A 16,829-nucleotide genomic window follows, 5' to 3' on the forward strand; every position below is an offset into this window, starting at 1 on the left:
CTTTTGCCAGTAAATTAAGGACGTTATCAAATTGTGGCAGATTACATGAGAAGTGCGGCGGGTTAAAACGCGGGCGAAAAAAAACCTGCGCGTCCGCGCAGGTTGGTGCAAGAAATGAGTACGAAAAGCGTACCGAATAAATCACCAATCAATACCTCTGGGACCTTGATTGTCGCGTGCGGCACCGCGCCTCACCAGCGGGAAAAAGCAAGAGAGTGAGCCGAAGTGAAACGAGGTGTGTCCATTAGCGATTACTGTTACAGACTTAAGGTAAAAAAAAACCTGCGCATCTGCGCAGGTTGGTGTAATTCGAGTGTGCAACCCTGGGGGCCGCGTTCACCTATCAATACCTCTGGGAGTTCTACTCTGTCACGGGGGGATATCTGCCACCAGCGGACAATCGAAACAGCCCTTCGCAAAGTGTAACTAAAGGTTGTGCCTGAATTACTTTGCAATTTCCCGCGTGTAACGGTTTCACTGATTTCCTTCGCGTCAGCTCACGTTTGCAGACACCTGCCGGGTAGCTTCCTTGATTACACATCTCTTTTCCGTAACACTATGCAGCGTGTAAACGCTTACCCAAAGGAAGGTGCGTAATGGCGACTATCAAAGATGTCGCGCGGCTGGCAGGAGTTTCGGTCGCAACGGTTTCCCGCGTGATTAACGACTCGCCAAAAGCGAGCGAGTCCTCGCGCCTGGCGGTGCAAAGCGCAATGGATGCGCTCAATTATCACCCGAATGCCAATGCCCGCGCGCTGGCGCAGCAGTCCACCGAAACCGTAGGTCTGGTGGTGGGCGACGTGTCCGATCCCTTCTTCGGCGCGATGGTAAAGGCTGTCGAGCAAGTCGCCTCGGCTACCGGGAATTTCCTGCTGATTGGCAACGGCTACCATAACGAAGAAAAAGAGCGCAAAGCCATTGAGCAACTGATTCGCCACCGTTGCGCAGCGCTGGTCGTTCACGCCAAAACCCTTCCTGACGATGAACTCGCCTCGCTGATGAAACAGATGCCGGGCATGGTGTTAATCAACCGCATTTTGCCGGGGTTTGAACAACGCTGTGTGGCGCTGGATGACCGTTATGGTGCCTGGCTGGCTACGCGCCATTTGATCCAGCAAGGCCACACGAAAATTGGTTACCTCTGCTCCAACCACGCAATCTCTGATGCGGAAGATCGCTTGCAGGGCTATTACGATGCGCTGAAAGAGAACGGTTTGCCCTGCAACGACCGGCTGGTGACGTTTGCCGAGCCGGATGAGAGCGGCGGCGAACAGGCGATGACCGAGCTGCTCGGTCGCGGGCGTAACTTTACCGCCGTCGCCTGTTATAACGATTCGATGGCCGCAGGTGCTATGGGCGTGCTGAATGACAACGGCATTGAGGTGCCACGTGAGATTTCCCTGATTGGTTTCGATGATGTGCTGGTGTCGCGCTATGTCCGCCCGCGCTTAACCACCGTGCGCTACCCGATTGTCACCATGGCAACACAGGCCGCCGAGCTGGCGCTGGCGCTGGCGGAAAACCGCCCGCTGCCGGAAATCACGCACCTGTTTAACCCAACGCTGGTGCGTCGTCATTCGGTGATTGCGCCGCAAGAGTAGCGATAGAGGTGCACGGTCTTGTCCGGATAGTCGAGACCGTCGCCAATGTAGTGCCAGCCAAAACGCTCATAAAAATCGCGACACGCCGAATAAAGATGCAGCTCCTGAAAACCCATCGCTTTCGCCTGCTCGATAACATGGCGCTGTAATTGCCCGGCCAACCCCTGCCCACGAGCGCTCTCTTTCACATACAGCGCCGCCAGCCACGGGAACAGATCCTGGCGGCTGATTAAATCGCAGCGCCACAGCCCAACGGTGCCCAGCAGTTGCTCCCTATCAACCAGAACAAACGTCAGCGGCAACTGCCCGGGCGTCTGGCTGTGCGTGATAATAGAGGCGAAGAAATCACGCGGCAGCGAGTCGCCAAACTCACGCCATAACCAGTCCACAACCTGCTCTGCAAAGTGTGGCGCGTCGTAAAGGGGAATAATTTTCATACGATCTTTCCCTGAAAAATCGGCACTGATTCAAACAGGTAGCCGTCAAAATCAGGCGCATCCTCGTCGGAAAGCTCCAGCAGGCTCTTTTTGACATTTTCCAGATGCTGCCACATCGCCTGCCAGGCACCCATCACATCGCGGCGACGCAGCGCCGCCAGCAGCGTCTGCCGGTCGCCTAACCATTTCAGGCGATAGGGCCGGCTGGCAATATGCACGTTGAATTGTTGCCACAGCGGGCTGCTGTCCATGTGGTGCCAGATACTCTCCACCGTCGCCAGCAGCATCTGGTTTTGCGATGCGCCCGCCAGTACCAGGTGGAACATTTTGCTGTTGTCCTGCGAGGTGTCGTTCATCGCAATGGCGCGCTGTTCTTGCTCAAGGATGCGCCGAAGATTATCGATATCCGCGCGCGTCGCCATTTTGGCGGCAAAGGCAGCGATATTGCTCTCCAGCAGCTGGCGCGCCTGTAAGATCTCAAAGGGGCCAACATCGCTACTCAGAAAGCGCTCCTCTTCGTTCTCGTGCTCCTGCGGAATACGCATCACATAGACGCCGGAGCCCTGGCGAATATCCACCGTGCCTTGCAGTTCAAGCATCAACAGCGCTTCACGCACGATGGTGCGGCTAACGCCATATTTTTCGGCGATATTGCGCTCCGGCGGCAGGCGGGAACCCACGGGGTAATGCCCCTGGATTATCTGCTCGCGTAAATCTTCGCCAATCTCCTGGTACTGTTTTTTTTCCGGCGGGACGACGGCCTTCTCCACAATATCACCTGCAAGTCTGAGTTATCGCGCAGGCCGGGCGCCCCGGCCTGTCAGCGCTATCTTACCAAAGCCAGCGCCTGATCGAGAACTTTCGCGCCGTTTAAGGTGCCATAAGCCACCGAATCGATCACATCAATCGGAATGCCGTACTCGTCAGTTAACTTTTTATTTTCCGCCAGTTTAAAGCGCACCTGCGGCCCCAGCAGCACGGCGGTTATCTCGGTGGCATAACTTTGCAGCTCGTCACGCAGGGATTGCTCGGCAATGGCGTAGATCTTCAGCTCAAGACCGCGCTCGGCCGCCGCTTTTTCCATTTTGGTCACCACCAGCGATGTGGACATCCCGGCGGAGCAGCACAACACAATACGTTTCATGGTGGCTCCTTATTTCCATTCGTCATCAATAGTCAGGGTAAGCTGGCGTTCGTCGCGCAGCTTGCGAAACCAGCCGGCAGACTTTTTCGGCCTGCGGTCGCGGTTGTTTTGCAGGTCAATCTCAATCAGGCCATAGCGGTTTTTAAACGCGTTCATTGGCGAGACGTTATCGGTAAACGCCCACAACATGTAACCCTGGCAGTTCGCGCCCGCTTCTCTGGCGCGCAGCGTCTGGTATAAATGCGCGGCAATAAAATCAATGCGGTAATCATCCTCAATGGTGCCCGCCGCGTTGCGAAACTGCCCTTCGTTCTCAATGCCCATGCCGCTTTCGGCAACAAACCACGGAATGTTGCCGTAGTCGTTTTTGATGCGCATCGCCATGTCATAAATGATCTCCGGCAGGATCTCCCAGCCGCGAGATTTGTTCATTTTTCTGCCCGGCAACTCAAACGGCTCGTAGTAGTACGCCGGGTGGAAAGGTGTCTCCGGGTGCCAGGCACGGGAAGGCGCTTTTACCCGATGCGGGTAGTAAAGGTTAATGCCCAGCTCATCCACAGTGTTATCGCGGATGATCGCCAGCTCTTCCTCGCTGTAATCCCACGCGACCTGGTGTTTTTCCAGCAACGGGAACAGCTCCGGTGGATAGTGACCTTTCACCATCGGATCAAGAAAAACACGGTTATAAAAAAGATCGTAGCGTTCGGCGGCCAGCACATCGTGCGGCGCGCGCGAGCGCGGATAGGTGACTTCCGGGTTGAGAATACAGCCCACAGTGCCCTGATAACCCTTCTCACGAAACAGTTTCACCACTTTCGCGGTGGCCAGGTTTTTGTGGTGATTCCACTGCATCCAGGTACCGGTGTTCTGCTCATAAGGCCAGCGCAGCGCGTCAAGGTAGACACGGGTTTGCACCACAATTGGCTCGTTGAAGGTGAACCAGCGGGTCACTTTTTGATGAAAGCGCTCAAACACTTTTTCGACATACAACAGGTACAGCTCAACCACTTTTTTTGACGCCCAGCCGCCGTAAGTTTCCAGCAAATAACCCGGCAGTTCGTAATGTTCCAGGCAGATCATCGGCACAATGCCGTGGCGCTGCATCTCGTCAAACAGTTCGTCGTAATAGGCGGCATAGCGTTCATCGACCACGCCGTTTTCATAATCGGTGAGAAAGCGCGACCAGTTGATCGAGGTGCGATAGTGGGTTAGCCCCGCCTGTTTCATCAGTTGCACATCTTCACGAAAGCGCTGGTAAAAGTTGGTCGCCACCGCCGGACCGTAGCCGTCGTGCCAGACGTGACGATCGTTTTTGTACCAGAGATCGGGCCAGGAATCCTGGCCCTCCCGCTTGTCTGTCCAGCCTTCGGTTTGCCAGGCTGAGGCCGCCGCGCCCAGAATAAACGACGGCGGTATCGCTATTGTTTTCGTGCTCATTACATCCTCAGGCGTTGTTCGTCGCTTCGGCTTGCAGTTGCGCTTGTTCGGCGCGGCGAGAAGCAATTTTCACAAACGGCAGATAGATAATGACGGAGGTAATAATGCAGATAAGCTGCGTCACTACCGCGCCCATTGAACCGGCAGTCGACAGCCAGGCGTTGATCAACGGCGGCGTCGTCCACGGCACCATCACCACCGCTTTGCCGGCAAAACCGGTCACCGTGGCGAAATAACCGATCGAGCCGGTCACCAGCGGAGTGATGATGAACGGGATCGCGAGGATCGGGTTGAGCATGATCGGCATACCGAAAATCACCGGCTCGTTAATATTAAATACCCCCGGCCCGATAGAGAGTTTGGCGATCTCTTTCATCTCTTTGCGTTTGGTAGCGATCATCACCGCGATCAGCAGACCGATGGTTAAACCCGAGCCGCCGATACTCATATAAACATCCCAGAACGGCATGGTGATGATGTTCGGCACCTCTTTGCCCTGCTCAAAGGCGCTCATATTGACGGTGATCGCGCCCAGCAGCAGCGGTTCGCGGATAGGCTTAATCATCTGGTTGCCGTGAATACCAATAACCCAGAACAGTTGCGCCACAAACATCAGCAATAAAATGCCCGGCAGGCTTTGTACCACGCGCTCCAGCGGCTGCTGCACTACCTGGTAAACGGCGTCATACAGGTACATGCCGGTCACCTGGTGGAAAACAAAACCGAAGGTGGCAATCACGGTGGTGGTGATGATCGCAGGGATCAGCGCGGAAAACGACGCGGAAACGTTAGGCGGCACGGTGTCCGGCATTTTGATCTTCAGCCCGTCGCGGTTCTCCAGCCAGCAGTAAATTTCCACCGACAAAATAGCGATAAACATGCCGAGGAACAGGCTACGGGTATCGGAGAACTGGCGCAGCAGCACGTCTTTCACTACGTGCATTTGCCCGTCTACCAGCATTTCCACGGTGGTTGGTGTGACGCAGATAAAGCAGATTACCGCCAGCAAACCAGGAAACAGCGTCTTAATGCCGTTGATACGCCCCAGTTCAATACCGATTAAGAACACCGCGCCAATGTTGAGAAAGTTGAGCGTGGCGTAGTTAATCGCGCTGGTGATCGGCTTTAGCGCGGCAAGGAATGAGAGTGACTGGAAGCTGGCGAGGCCGTTTTTCGGATCCAGCACCATGTTGGAGATCAGGACGGAGAATGCGCCGACGATGATCACCGGCATCAGGGTAATGAACGAGGCTTTGATCGCCATGATATAGCGATAGCTGTTGAACTTTGTCGCAAAACTACCCAGAGAATCGATGAGCTTTTCTTGTAGGGCCATGAGTTAACACCTCAGTAAAGGGGCTTTTTTATCGATGCAGGGATACAGCACAGTCCCATTTGGCATACCAAAAATAGCGATGCGTGGCGGAAAGTTCTGTGACGAGACTCGCAACCCGCTTACTGGTATTCCAAAACGAGACGGATGACAACATTGGCATACCACCTTGCGCTTCGCAGGGATTTCCGACACTTAGCGCAAACCGTTACCGCTGGCCTTAACCCGTGAAATGAGTGTGGTAAACTGCGTTTCATTACGCGAAACGAGAACTCGTCATGGTCACAATGCTGGATGTCTCACTGCGCGCGGGCGTTTCGAAAGCAACGGTTTCCCGCGTGTTGAATGGTACGGGTCAGGTCAAAGAGAGCACCCGCAATCAGGTTTTTAAGGCGATGGAGGAGCTGGATTATCGCCCCAACTTTCTTGCCCGCTCGCTGGCAAACCGCACCAGCAACAGCATTGGCCTGGTGGTGTCCAGTTTTGACGGTTTCTATTTCGGCCGCTTATTGCAGCAGGCGTCGCGTCAGGCGGAATTACACGGCAAACAGCTGATTGTCACCGACGGTCACGATACGCCCGAACGGGAAGAGCTGGCGGTGCAGATGCTGGCGGACAGGCGTTGCGACGCCATTATTCTTTACACCCGGTTTATGAGCGAAAAAGCGATCTTAACGCTCATTGACGCCACGCCAATGCCGCTGATTGTCATCAACCGCGAGCTGTTTCAGGCGCATGACAAATGCGTGTTCTTCGAGCAGCAGGACGCGGCGTTCCAGGCGGTGGATTACCTGATCACACAACACCACCGGGATATTGCCTGTATTACCGCGCCGATCCATACACCAACCGGTAAAGCGCGGCTGATGGGCTATCGCAAGGCGCTGGAAAAACACGGCATTCCCTGGGATCCGCACAGAGTGAAGTACGGCGACTCGACCATGACGCGCGGGTATGAGCTGTGCCAGCAGATGTTGCAGGACGGGGTGAAATTCAGCGCCCTGTTCGCCTGTAACGACGATATGGCGCTGGGTGCCTCAAAGGCCATCTGGCAGGCGGGTTTGCGTATTCCGCAGGATATTTCGCTGTTCGGCTTTGATGACGCACCAAGCGCCCGCTGGCTGGAGCCGGGCCTGTCGACGGTCTATTTGCCGATCGACAACATGATCACCACCGCGATTGATCAGGCGATCAAACTGGTGAACAACGAACAGATCGCCGCGATCCCACCGTTTACCGGCACACTGGTCTTGCGTGAGTCGGTAGCGGCGGGACCGGGCAGCAAGGCTTAGAACTGCTCCAGACCGATCAGTTCTTCGATGGTCTGGCGGCGGCGAATCAACCGCGCGACGCCGTTATCGAACAACACTTCCGGCAGCAGCGGGCGGCTATTGTAGTTTGATGACATCGATGCGCCATACGCGCCGGTGTCATGCAGCACCAGATAATCCCCGGCTTTCACTTCCGGCAGCGCGCGGGTTTCCACTTTCCCGCCCTCCTGCTGGGTAAAGACATCCCCGGATTCGCACAGCGGGCCGGCAACCACGGTATCAATCAATGGCGTATGGCGAAGATCGCGGCCGTCGGCGGCCAGCGCCGTAATGTGGTGGTAGCTGCCGTACATTGCCGGGCGCATCAGATCGTTAAAACCGGCGTCGATCAGCACAAAGTGGCGACTGCCCATGTTTTTCACGCTACGCACTTGTGAAACCAGCACGCCAGATTCCGCCACCAGGAAGCGCCCCGGTTCGATCTCCAGTTTCACCGCATGCCCCAGATGTTTGGCGATTTGCTCGCGCGCCGCGTTCCACAGCCCGTAATAATGCGCGGTATCCACCGGCTCTTCCCCTTCGTGATAGGGGATCGAAAGACCACCGCCCGCGGAAATAGCATGCAGATCCTGGCCGAAATCGACCACCTGGCGCACCATCGCCCCGCACACCTGCTCAAGATGGCCATAATCCACGCCGGAACCGATATGCATATGAATGCCCGCCAGTTTCAACTGGTAGCGCTGCATTACCGCCAGCGCATCGGCCAGATCGCTGTACCAGATGCCATGCTTGCTGTTTTCGCCGCCAGTGTTGGTTTTCTGGCTGTGGCCATGACCAAAACCAGGGTTAACGCGTAACCAGACGCGATGACCCGGCGAGACCGCGCCAAGCTGTTCCAGCATATCCACCGAACCGGCGTTCACTGCGATACCCAGTTCGCTTACCCGCGCGATGGTCGCCTCGTCCAGCACATCGGCGGTAAAAACGATATCGTCCGGGTGCGTTTGCGGATCGTAACCCGCTGCCAGCGCACGTTCGATCTCACCGAGCGAAACGGAATCTACTTTCACGCCCTGCTCGCGCATCAGACGCAGAATATGAATATTCGAGCAGGCTTTTTGCGCAAAGCGCACCACGTCGAAGGCGCGCAGCTTGGCGATTTGCGCGCGAATGATTTGCGCGTCATAAACCCATACCGGGCAGCCAAATTCAGCAGGTAAGCGCAGCAGGTTAGCGGCGTTAAGGTCGGTTTCAGTCTGGTGTAATGAGCGTGGCATGGTGACTCCGGGCAACAAAATTTTTACTGATTACGCCACAGTGCGAAGAGAATAAAAAATATCGTTTTATCGCGACTCTATGCAAAAATGATATGGATAACCTGCTGAAACTGGATCTGCCGATGCCTGCTGTCAATCTGCGCCATATCGAAATCTTTCACGCTGTAATGACCACCGGCAATCTGACGGAGGCCGCCGCACTGCTGCATACCTCGCAACCGACGGTAAGCCGCGAGCTGGCGCGCTTTGAAAAAGTGCTGGGGCTGAAACTGTTCGAGCGCACGCGCGGGCGTTTACAACCCACGGTGCAAGGCTTGCGGTTATTCGAAGAGGTGCAGCGCTCCTGGTACGGGCTGGACCGGATTGTCAGCGCCGCCGAAAGCCTGCGTGAGTTCCGCCAGGGCGAGCTTTCCATCGCCTGCCTGCCGGTATTTTCGCAGTCTTTTTTACCGCTGCTGCTGCAACCGTTTCTGGCGCGCTATCCGGATGTCAGCCTGAATATCGTGCCGCAGGAGTCGCCATTGCTGGAGGAGTGGCTGTCGGCGCAGCGCCACGATCTGGGCTTAACCGAAACGCTCAGCACCCCGGCGGGCACCGAGCGCACGCCGCTGCTCACCTGTAATGAAGTCTGCGTCATGCCACAGGATCACCCGCTGGCGCGCAAAACCGTGTTAACACCGGCAGACTTTCAGGGCGAGAATTACATCAGTTTGTCGCGCTCCGACAGCTACCGACAGTTGCTGGACGCGCTGTTTAATGAACATCAGGTGAAGCGGCGGATGGTACTGGAAACGCACAGCGCCGCCTCAGTGTGCGCGATGGTACGCGCCGGGGTGGGCATTTCTGTGGTAAACCCGCTGACCGCACTGGATTACGCGGCCAGCGGTGTCGCCGTGCGTCGTTTCAGTATTGATGTGCCGTTTACGGTGAGCCTGATCCGTCCACTGCACCGCCCCGCTTCCGCGCTGGTCGAGGCGTTTACCGCCCATTTGCAGGCAGCCATGCCGCTGGTTAGCGGGCCGCTGGCTGCCATGCTGGGCGAATGTTAAGAGAGCATAAAATCCACCGCATCGGCGGCATGCAGCGCCGCCGTATCAAACACCTTAATCGGGCAATGTGTTTCCGGCAGCAGCAGGCCGATCTCGGTGCAACCGAAAATCACCCCTTCCGCGCCTTCGCCAGCCAATTTCTTGATTAGATTAACAAAATAGTAGCGAGACTCATCGGTGAACGTTCCCAGACAGAGCTCACTAAAGATGATGTCGTTGATGCGCTCGCGATCTTCCGGGCCCGGCACAGAGGTTTCGATGGCAAACTGTTTTTCCAGGCGGCCACGGTAAAAATCCTGCTCCATGGTGTAGCGCGTACCCAGCAGCGCGACATTGCGCATGCCGGCGTTTTGAATCGCCCGTCCGGTGGCGTCGGCAATATGCAGGAACGGAATATGGCAGCGCTCTTCAATTTGACCGGCGACTTTGTGCATGGTGTTGGTACACAGCACAATCGCCTGCGCGCCCGCCTGCTCCAGACCCGCCGCCGCCTGGGCTAAGATCTCACCGGCTTTGTGCCACTGCGCTGTCGCCTGGCAGGTCTCAATTTCATGGAAATCCAGGCTGTGCAGAAGCAAGCTGGCGGAGTGCAAGCCGCCGAGACGAGCTTTCACGCCCTCATTAATCAGGCGGTAATAAGGAATGGTCGATTCCCAGCTCATACCGCCCAGCAGTCCTATCGTTTTCATCGCTTGTCTCCGTCTGGTTTAGCGCTCAGTCAATCAAAGTTGTGATCGACTTTCAACTTCTCTGGCCTCGCGTTTATTTTTATAGAACGCTGAGATAAGTTATTTTGAAACAACGTTTCATCATTTACTCTGTCGTAATCACTAACGATACCTACTACAGGACACTCCGATGTTTATCTTCCATAAAGACACTCAGCTTGAAGACCTGGGCAACGGCGTCAGCCGCCGTATTCTTGCCCATAACGGCAAAATGATGGCGATCGAAGTTATGTTCGAACAAGGCGCCATCGGCCCAATGCACAACCATCCTCATGAACAACTTACGTACGTTTTATCCGGCGAGTTCGAATTTACCATTGGTGATGAGAAACATATCGTCACCGCAGGCGATACACTTTATAAGGAACCGCACATTATGCACGGATGTGTGTGTTTAAAAGCCGGAACGCTGCTCGATACCTTTACACCGGTACGTGAAGATTTTTTAAAACGTTGATCGCGCCCTAAAATAGTTAACGCCTCCCATAATTAGGGGGGCGTTTTTATTTCCCGGCCAATAAAAATAGTTCGCCGGATAATCGTTTTAATTTCCAATGATTTCATTTCGCAATTTTTAATACCTTAGGCTGTTACTTAAATCTTTACGCTTATTGGCTTTAAACCCGCTATTTTTCGGCAAAAATGACACCCACCTCACTTTATTGAAACATCGCTTCGACTTCGATCACATTTCACGAATTAATCGAATGACGCCAATTCAAAACACAATAAAATATTTTAAAACGACGTTTCACAAACCAAGAACGCAAGTTCGCAGGATTTTAAAACCCGGAATATCGTGAGTAATTTCCGGTGGTTAAAGTTTCAAAACGTATTGATTCAATTGATTATTGTGATCAAGCGCACGCGCAGAGCCTGTTTTAATCCCCGGACGCCCATGCGGCGGGGGAAAAAAGTTAATCTCCGAATCCGTATTACACATTGTTCGCCAGGTAGGTATGTATGAATGAAAACAGACTACTGGGATTGGCCTGGATATCGCCCTACGTTATTGGGTTGATAGTCTTTACGGCTTTCCCATTCATCTCATCGTTCTTTCTCAGTTTTACTGAGTATGACCTGATGAGCCCGCCGGTATTTAACGGCATTGAGAATTATCGCTACATGTTTACCGAAGACACGCTCTTCTGGAAATCAATGGGCGTCACCTTTGCGTATGTATTTTTGACAATCCCGCTGAAGCTCGCCTTCGCGCTGGGGATTGCCTTTGTGCTCAACTTTAAACTTCGCGGCATCGGTTTTTTCCGCACGGCTTACTACATTCCGTCCATTCTCGGTAGCTCTGTGGCGATCGCCGTACTGTGGCGCGCACTGTTCGCCATCGATGGCCTGCTGAACAGCTTTATCGGCGTGTTTGGTCTGGATCCGATTAACTGGCTTGGCGAACCGTCGCTGGCGCTGATGTCCGTCACCTTGCTGCGCGTCTGGCAGTTCGGCTCCGCGATGGTCATCTTCCTTGCTGCGCTGCAGAACGTACCGCAATCCCAGTACGAAGCAGCAATGATCGATGGCGCCAGCAAATGGCAGATGTTTATGAAAGTCACCGTGCCGCTGATTACGCCGGTTATTTTCTTCAACTTCATCATGCAGACCACCCAGGCGTTCCAGGAATTTACCGGCCCGTATGTCATTACCGGTGGCGGCCCGACCTATTACACCTATCTGTTCTCGCTCTACATCTACGACACCGCCTTCAAGTATTTCGACATGGGCTACGGCGCGGCGCTGGCCTGGGTGCTGTTCCTGGTGGTGGCAGTCTTTGCCTCCATCGCCTTTAAGTCTTCGAAATACTGGGTGTTCTACTCTGCCGATAAGGGAGGCAAAAATGGCTGATATCCAACATCTCACGCCGGGCATGAAAGAAGCCGAACGTGAAGTGGCGCGCACGCTGCGCCGCGAGAAAATCAGCGCATGGATCCGCTATACGATCCTGCTTTTTGTCGGCCTGTTAATGCTCTACCCGCTGGCGTGGATGTTCTCGGCGTCGTTCAAACCGAACCACGAGATCTTCACCACGCTGGGACTGTGGCCCACCCACGCCACCTGGGACGGCTTTATTAACGGCTGGAAAACCGGCACCGAATACACCTTCGGTCATTACATGCTGAATACCTTTAAGTATGTGATCCCGAAAGTGATCCTGACCATTATCTCTTCCACCATTGTGGCTTACGGCTTTGCCCGCTTTGAGATCCCATGGAAGAACTTCTGGTTCGGTACGCTTATCGCCACCATGCTGCTGCCAAGCACCGTGCTGCTGATCCCTCAATACCTGATGTTCCGTGAAATGGGCATGCTCAACAGCTACATGCCGCTGTATCTGCCAACGGCGTTTGCGACACACGGTTTCTTCGTCTTTATGTTGATTCAGTTTTTACGCGGCGTACCGCGCGACATGGAAGAAGCGGCACAAATCGACGGCTGTAACTCCTGGCAGGTGCTGTGGTACGTGGTAGTGCCAATCCTGAAACCGGCGATTATCTCCGTGGCACTGTTCCAGTTCATGTGGTCAATGAACGACTTTATCGGGCCGCTGATTTATGTCTACAGCGTGGATAAATACCCGATCGCACTGGCGCTGAAAATGTCCATCGACGTCACCGAAGGTGCGCCGTGGAACGAAATTCTGGCAATGGCGAGTATCTCCATTCTGCCGTCCATCATTGTCTTCTTCCTGGCACAGCGCTACTTCGTACAGGGCGTGACCAGCAGCGGAATTAAAGGTTAAGAGGGAAGTATCATGGCTGAAGTTATTTTCAACAAACTGGAAAAGGTTTACTCCAACGGCTTCAAAGCGGTACATGGTATCGACCTGAAAATTGCCGATGGCGAATTTATGGTGATTGTCGGCCCAAGCGGCTGCGCCAAATCCACCACGCTGCGTATGCTGGCAGGTCTGGAGACCATCAGCGGCGGCGAAGTGCGCATCGGCGAGAAGATCGTCAACAACCTCGCGCCAAAATCACGCGGTATCGCGATGGTGTTCCAGAACTACGCGCTCTACCCGCACATGACGGTGCGTGAAAACCTCGCGTTCGGCCTCAAGCTCAGCAAAATGCCGAAAGAGGAGATCAACAAACAGGTTGATGAAGCGGCGAAGATCCTCGAACTGGAAGAGTTGATGGACCGCCTGCCGCGCCAGCTTTCTGGTGGTCAGGCGCAGCGCGTGGCGGTTGGCCGCGCGATTGTGAAAAAGCCGGATGTGTTCCTGTTTGACGAACCGCTGTCGAACCTGGACGCCAAGCTGCGCGCCTCAATGCGTATCCGTATTTCCGACCTGCACAAGCAGTTAAAGAAATCCGGTAAACCGGCGACCACCGTTTACGTCACGCACGATCAGACTGAAGCAATGACCATGGGCGACCGTATCTGCGTGATGAAACTCGGCCATATCATGCAGGTGGATACCCCGGATAACCTCTACCACTTCCCGAAAAATATGTTCGTGGCGGGCTTTATCGGCGCGCCGGAAATGAACATCAAACCGGCGAAAATCGTGAAAAAAGCCGACCAACTGCACATCACCGTTGGTCATGAAACGCTGGCGCTGAACGCTTATCAGCAGGAGAAAGTCGCCGATTACGCCGACAAAGAGGTGTTCTTTGGTGTGCGCCCGGAGTTTGTCTCCGTTTCAGATGAGCCTTACAGCGACGATTGCGGCTCCGGTGAGCTGGTACGCGTCGAAAACATGGGTCACGAGTTCTTTGTTTACCTGAAAGTTGGCGACTACGAACTGACCGCCCGAATCCCTTCTGATGAAGCTAAGCCAATGATTGCAAAGGGGCTTCACCGGAAGGTGTACTTTAAGTTTGATATGAATAAGTGTCATATTTTTGACGCGAAAACAGAACAGAACATTTCCTTATAACGACGAAATCATTCGCGATGCCCCGGCGCGGCAAGTCATTGTCTCCCGGCGCTTACGCAAGTAAGTCGCCGGCAGACATCAACGCAGCCACAAAGGGGCAGCCTGAAGAATGAAATTTAACTAAACGTTGGAGTATAAAAATGAAAAAAGTGCTTACCGGCGCCATCATCTCCGCAACTCTGGGCATGTGCGCTGTACCCGCAACCGCCGCTGATAATGTTGATCTGCGTATGTCCTGGTGGGGGGGCAACGGTCGTCATCAGGTCACCTTAAAAGCGCTGGAAGAGTTTCATAAACAGCATCCGGACATTACCGTTAAATCCGAATACACCGGTTGGGACGGCCACCTCTCCCGTCTGACCACGCAAATCGCAGGCGGCACCGAGCCGGACGTGATGCAGACCAACTGGAACTGGCTGCCGATTTTCTCCAAAAATGGCGACGGTTTTTACGACCTGAACCAGGTAAAAGACATTATTGATTTAAGCCAGTTCGACGCTAAAGAGCTGCAGTCCACCACCGTTGACGGCAAGCTGAACGGCATTCCAATCTCCGTCACCGCGCGCGTGTTCTACTTCAACGACGAGCAGTGGAAAAAAGCGGGCGTCGCCTTCCCGAAAACCTGGGATGAGCTGTTAGCCGCGGGCAAAACCTTTGAAAGCAAGCTCGGCAAACAGTACTACCCGGTAGTGCTGGAGCACCAGGATACGCTGGCGCTGCTGAACTCCTACATGGTGCAGAAATACAACATTCCTGCCGTGGATGAAAAAGCGAAGAAATTCAGCTACACCAGCGAGCAGTGGGTCGAATTCTTCCAGATGTATAAAAAACTGGTCGATAGCCACGTGATGCCGGACGCTAAGTACTACGCGTCATTCGGTAAGAGCAACATGTATGAAATGAAGCCGTGGATCGAAGGTGAATGGGCCGGTACTTACATGTGGAACTCCACCATCACCAAATACTCCGACAACCTGAAGCCGCCAGCCAAACTGGTGCTGGGTGACTATCCGATGCTGCCGGGCGCGAAAGACGCGGGCCTGTTCTTCAAACCGGCGCAAATGCTGTCGATCGGTAAATCCACCAAGCATCCGAAAGAGGCGGCCCAGGTGATTAACTTCCTGCTGAACAGCAAAGAAGGCGCGGAAACGCTGGGTCTGGAGCGCGGTGTGCCGCTGAGCAAAGCCGCGGTGCAAACGCTGACCGCCAATGGCGCGATCAAAGAGGCCGATCCGGCGGTTGCGGGTCTGCGTCTGGCACAGTCTCTGCCGACCAAACTCTCGGTATCGCCTTACTTTGACGATCCGCAGATTGTTGCCCAGTTCGGTACCGCAATTCAGTACATCGACTATGGCCAGAAATCCGTTGAAGAAACCGCAGCCGACTTCCAGCGTCAGGCTGAACGTATTCTGAAACGCGCCATGCGCTAAGGTTTTACCGCAATGACATACCCTGCCCGTTCGCGGCAGGGTATTTTTTTATCTAAGGAGCAGGTAATGGCAAAGGGGAAAATAGTCTCTCTCACCTTCCGCAGCCAGAAAGACGACAAAACCGGGCATGAAGTTATCCGGCTGACGCCGCCGCATATTATTTGTCACCGTAACTACTTCTATCAAAAATGCTTTACCCGCGACGGCGAGAAACTGATTTTCGGCGGCGCGTTTGAAGGCCACTGGAATTACTACTTACTGGATCTCGCTAACCGCGAAGCGACACAACTCACCGAAGGCGCGGGCGATAATACCTTCGGCGGCTTTTTATCCGCCGATGACAGCGCGCTGTGGTATGTGAAAAATACCCGCGAACTGCGCCGCGTGGATTTGCAGACGCTCGAAGAGCATATCGTCTACGAAGTCGACGATGAATGGGTGGCTTACGGCACCTGGGTCGCCAACTCCGGTTGCACAAAACTGGTTGGTATCGAAATCAAGAAAAGTGACTGGCGGCCGCTTACCGACTGGCAGAAATTCCGCGATTTTTACTTCACTCATCCGGAGTGCCGCTTGATCCGCATTGATCTGCAAAGCGGTAAACGTGAGACCCTGTTGCAGGAAAAACGCTGGCTTGGCCACCCGATCTATCGCCCGTTTGACGATAACACCGTGGCGTTTTGCAACGAAGGCCCGCGCGATGTGATTGATGCACGTATGTGGCTGATTAACGAAGATGGCAGCAATGTGCGCAAAGTGCGCCAGCACAAGCCAGGAGAAAGTTTTACCCATGAATTCTGGGTGCCGGACGGCTCCGCGCTCTATTACGTAGCGCACCAGGAAAACGATCCGCGCCGGTATCTCTACAGCGCGGATCCGAACACGCTGGAAAACCAGCAGTTGATGGCGATCCCGCCCTGTTCGCACCTGATGAGTAATCAAGACGGCAGCCTGGTGGTTGGCGACGGCGCGCCGCATCACACCGGGGATATCCACCTTAACGATCCGTTTATCTGGGTATTTGATATCAAAAGCGGCGAACAGAAAGCGATTTGCCAGCATAACAGTAGCTGGAAAGTGCTGGATGGCGACCGCCAGGTCACTCACCCGCATCCGTCTTTCTCGCCAGATAACCAGTGGGTACTCTACACCTCCGATGCCGAAGGCATGCCCGCGCTCTACCTGGCGCGGGTGTAATTTTGCCCTCTCCCGCCAGGGAGAGGGATGTTG

16 protein-coding genes are annotated in these 16,829 nt (G+C 54.4%); 9 read left to right on the top strand and 7 right to left on the bottom strand.

The window, feature by feature from the left end; all coding sequences use genetic code 11:
- Positions 1 to 596 precede the first annotated feature (596 nt).
- Complete coding sequence (gene galR / locus AAIG26_RS13895; protein ID WP_020455061.1) at positions 597 to 1,601, top strand: HTH-type transcriptional regulator GalR; 1,005 nt, start codon at positions 597 to 599, stop codon at positions 1,599 to 1,601.
- On the opposite strand, the gene AAIG26_RS13900 is transcribed toward galR, so the two are convergent.
- From AAIG26_RS13900 to AAIG26_RS13920, 5 genes are read right to left on the bottom strand one after another with little or no spacing between them, the layout of a single operon-like run.
- Entirely contained in the window at positions 1,574 to 2,038 is a 465-nt protein-coding gene (locus tag AAIG26_RS13900) for a GNAT family N-acetyltransferase (RefSeq protein ID WP_343180762.1), read from the bottom strand. The genes galR and AAIG26_RS13900 overlap by 28 nt on opposite strands.
- Positions 2,035 to 2,808: a GntR family transcriptional regulator gene (locus AAIG26_RS13905; protein WP_065370137.1), complete on the bottom strand. Its 774-nt coding sequence runs from the start codon at positions 2,806 to 2,808 to the stop codon at positions 2,035 to 2,037. The genes AAIG26_RS13900 and AAIG26_RS13905 overlap by 4 nt, the downstream gene beginning before the upstream one ends.
- 56 nt (positions 2,809 to 2,864) lie before the next feature.
- Complete coding sequence (locus AAIG26_RS13910) at positions 2,865 to 3,182, bottom strand: PTS sugar transporter subunit IIB (RefSeq protein WP_020455064.1); 318 nt, start codon at positions 3,180 to 3,182, stop codon at positions 2,865 to 2,867.
- Positions 3,183 to 3,191: 9 nt separating this feature from the next.
- Positions 3,192 to 4,619, bottom strand: a complete 1,428-nt coding sequence (locus AAIG26_RS13915; protein ID WP_343180764.1) for a glycoside hydrolase family 1 protein — start codon at positions 4,617 to 4,619, stop codon at positions 3,192 to 3,194.
- 7 nt (positions 4,620 to 4,626) lie between these two features.
- Positions 4,627 to 5,955 carry a PTS transporter subunit EIIC gene (locus tag AAIG26_RS13920; protein WP_017457673.1) on the bottom strand — a complete coding sequence of 443 codons (1,329 nt, stop codon included), beginning with the start codon at positions 5,953 to 5,955 and terminating at the stop codon, positions 4,627 to 4,629.
- Between the two features lie 284 nt (positions 5,956 to 6,239).
- Here AAIG26_RS13920 and AAIG26_RS13925 point away from each other — a divergent pair, with 284 nt between their 5' ends.
- The gene (locus AAIG26_RS13925; RefSeq protein WP_343180934.1) at positions 6,240 to 7,244 is read left to right on the top strand and encodes a LacI family DNA-binding transcriptional regulator; all 1,005 of its coding nucleotides are present in this window, start codon (positions 6,240 to 6,242) and stop codon (positions 7,242 to 7,244) included.
- Here AAIG26_RS13925 and lysA read toward each other — a convergent pair.
- Complete coding sequence (gene lysA, locus AAIG26_RS13930) at positions 7,241 to 8,503, bottom strand: diaminopimelate decarboxylase (RefSeq protein ID WP_343180765.1); 1,263 nt, start codon at positions 8,501 to 8,503, stop codon at positions 7,241 to 7,243. The genes AAIG26_RS13925 and lysA overlap by 4 nt on opposite strands.
- A 122-nt stretch (positions 8,504 to 8,625) precedes the next feature.
- On the opposite strand from lysA, the gene AAIG26_RS13935 reads away from it, so the two are divergent.
- Positions 8,626 to 9,552: a LysR family transcriptional regulator gene (locus AAIG26_RS13935; RefSeq protein WP_313626153.1), complete on the top strand. Its 927-nt coding sequence runs from the start codon at positions 8,626 to 8,628 to the stop codon at positions 9,550 to 9,552.
- Here the strand turns inward: AAIG26_RS13935 and AAIG26_RS13940 are convergent.
- Positions 9,549 to 10,241: an aspartate/glutamate racemase gene (locus AAIG26_RS13940; RefSeq protein ID WP_097406165.1), complete on the bottom strand. Its 693-nt coding sequence runs from the start codon at positions 10,239 to 10,241 to the stop codon at positions 9,549 to 9,551. The genes AAIG26_RS13935 and AAIG26_RS13940 overlap by 4 nt on opposite strands.
- A 169-nt stretch (positions 10,242 to 10,410) precedes the next feature.
- On the opposite strand from AAIG26_RS13940, the gene AAIG26_RS13945 reads away from it, so the two are divergent.
- From AAIG26_RS13945 to AAIG26_RS13970, 6 genes are all read left to right on the top strand, one after another.
- A complete protein-coding gene (locus AAIG26_RS13945; RefSeq protein WP_343180766.1) occupies positions 10,411 to 10,737 on the top strand; it encodes a cupin domain-containing protein in 327 nt (108 codons plus the stop codon).
- 506 nt (positions 10,738 to 11,243) lie between these two features.
- Positions 11,244 to 12,134, top strand: coding sequence for a sugar ABC transporter permease (locus tag AAIG26_RS13950; protein ID WP_025263850.1), 891 nt, complete (start codon positions 11,244 to 11,246; stop codon positions 12,132 to 12,134).
- The gene (locus AAIG26_RS13955; protein ID WP_017457666.1) at positions 12,127 to 13,029 is read left to right on the top strand and encodes a carbohydrate ABC transporter permease; all 903 of its coding nucleotides are present in this window, start codon (positions 12,127 to 12,129) and stop codon (positions 13,027 to 13,029) included. Before AAIG26_RS13950 ends, AAIG26_RS13955 begins: the two co-directional genes overlap by 8 nt.
- Positions 13,030 to 13,041: 12 nt before the next feature.
- Complete coding sequence (locus tag AAIG26_RS13960) at positions 13,042 to 14,169, top strand: ABC transporter ATP-binding protein (protein ID WP_020455071.1); 1,128 nt, start codon at positions 13,042 to 13,044, stop codon at positions 14,167 to 14,169.
- Between the two features lie 140 nt (positions 14,170 to 14,309).
- Complete coding sequence (locus AAIG26_RS13965) at positions 14,310 to 15,599, top strand: ABC transporter substrate-binding protein (RefSeq protein WP_020455072.1); 1,290 nt, start codon at positions 14,310 to 14,312, stop codon at positions 15,597 to 15,599.
- Between the two features lie 66 nt (positions 15,600 to 15,665).
- On the top strand, positions 15,666 to 16,796 hold the full coding sequence (locus tag AAIG26_RS13970; protein WP_343180768.1) for an oligogalacturonate lyase family protein: 1,131 nt from the start codon (positions 15,666 to 15,668) through the stop codon (positions 16,794 to 16,796).
- Positions 16,797 to 16,829 lie beyond the last annotated feature (33 nt).

The organism is Kosakonia sp. PSU_27, from assembly GCF_039409795.1.
Taxonomy (GTDB): domain Bacteria; phylum Pseudomonadota; class Gammaproteobacteria; order Enterobacterales; family Enterobacteriaceae; genus Kosakonia.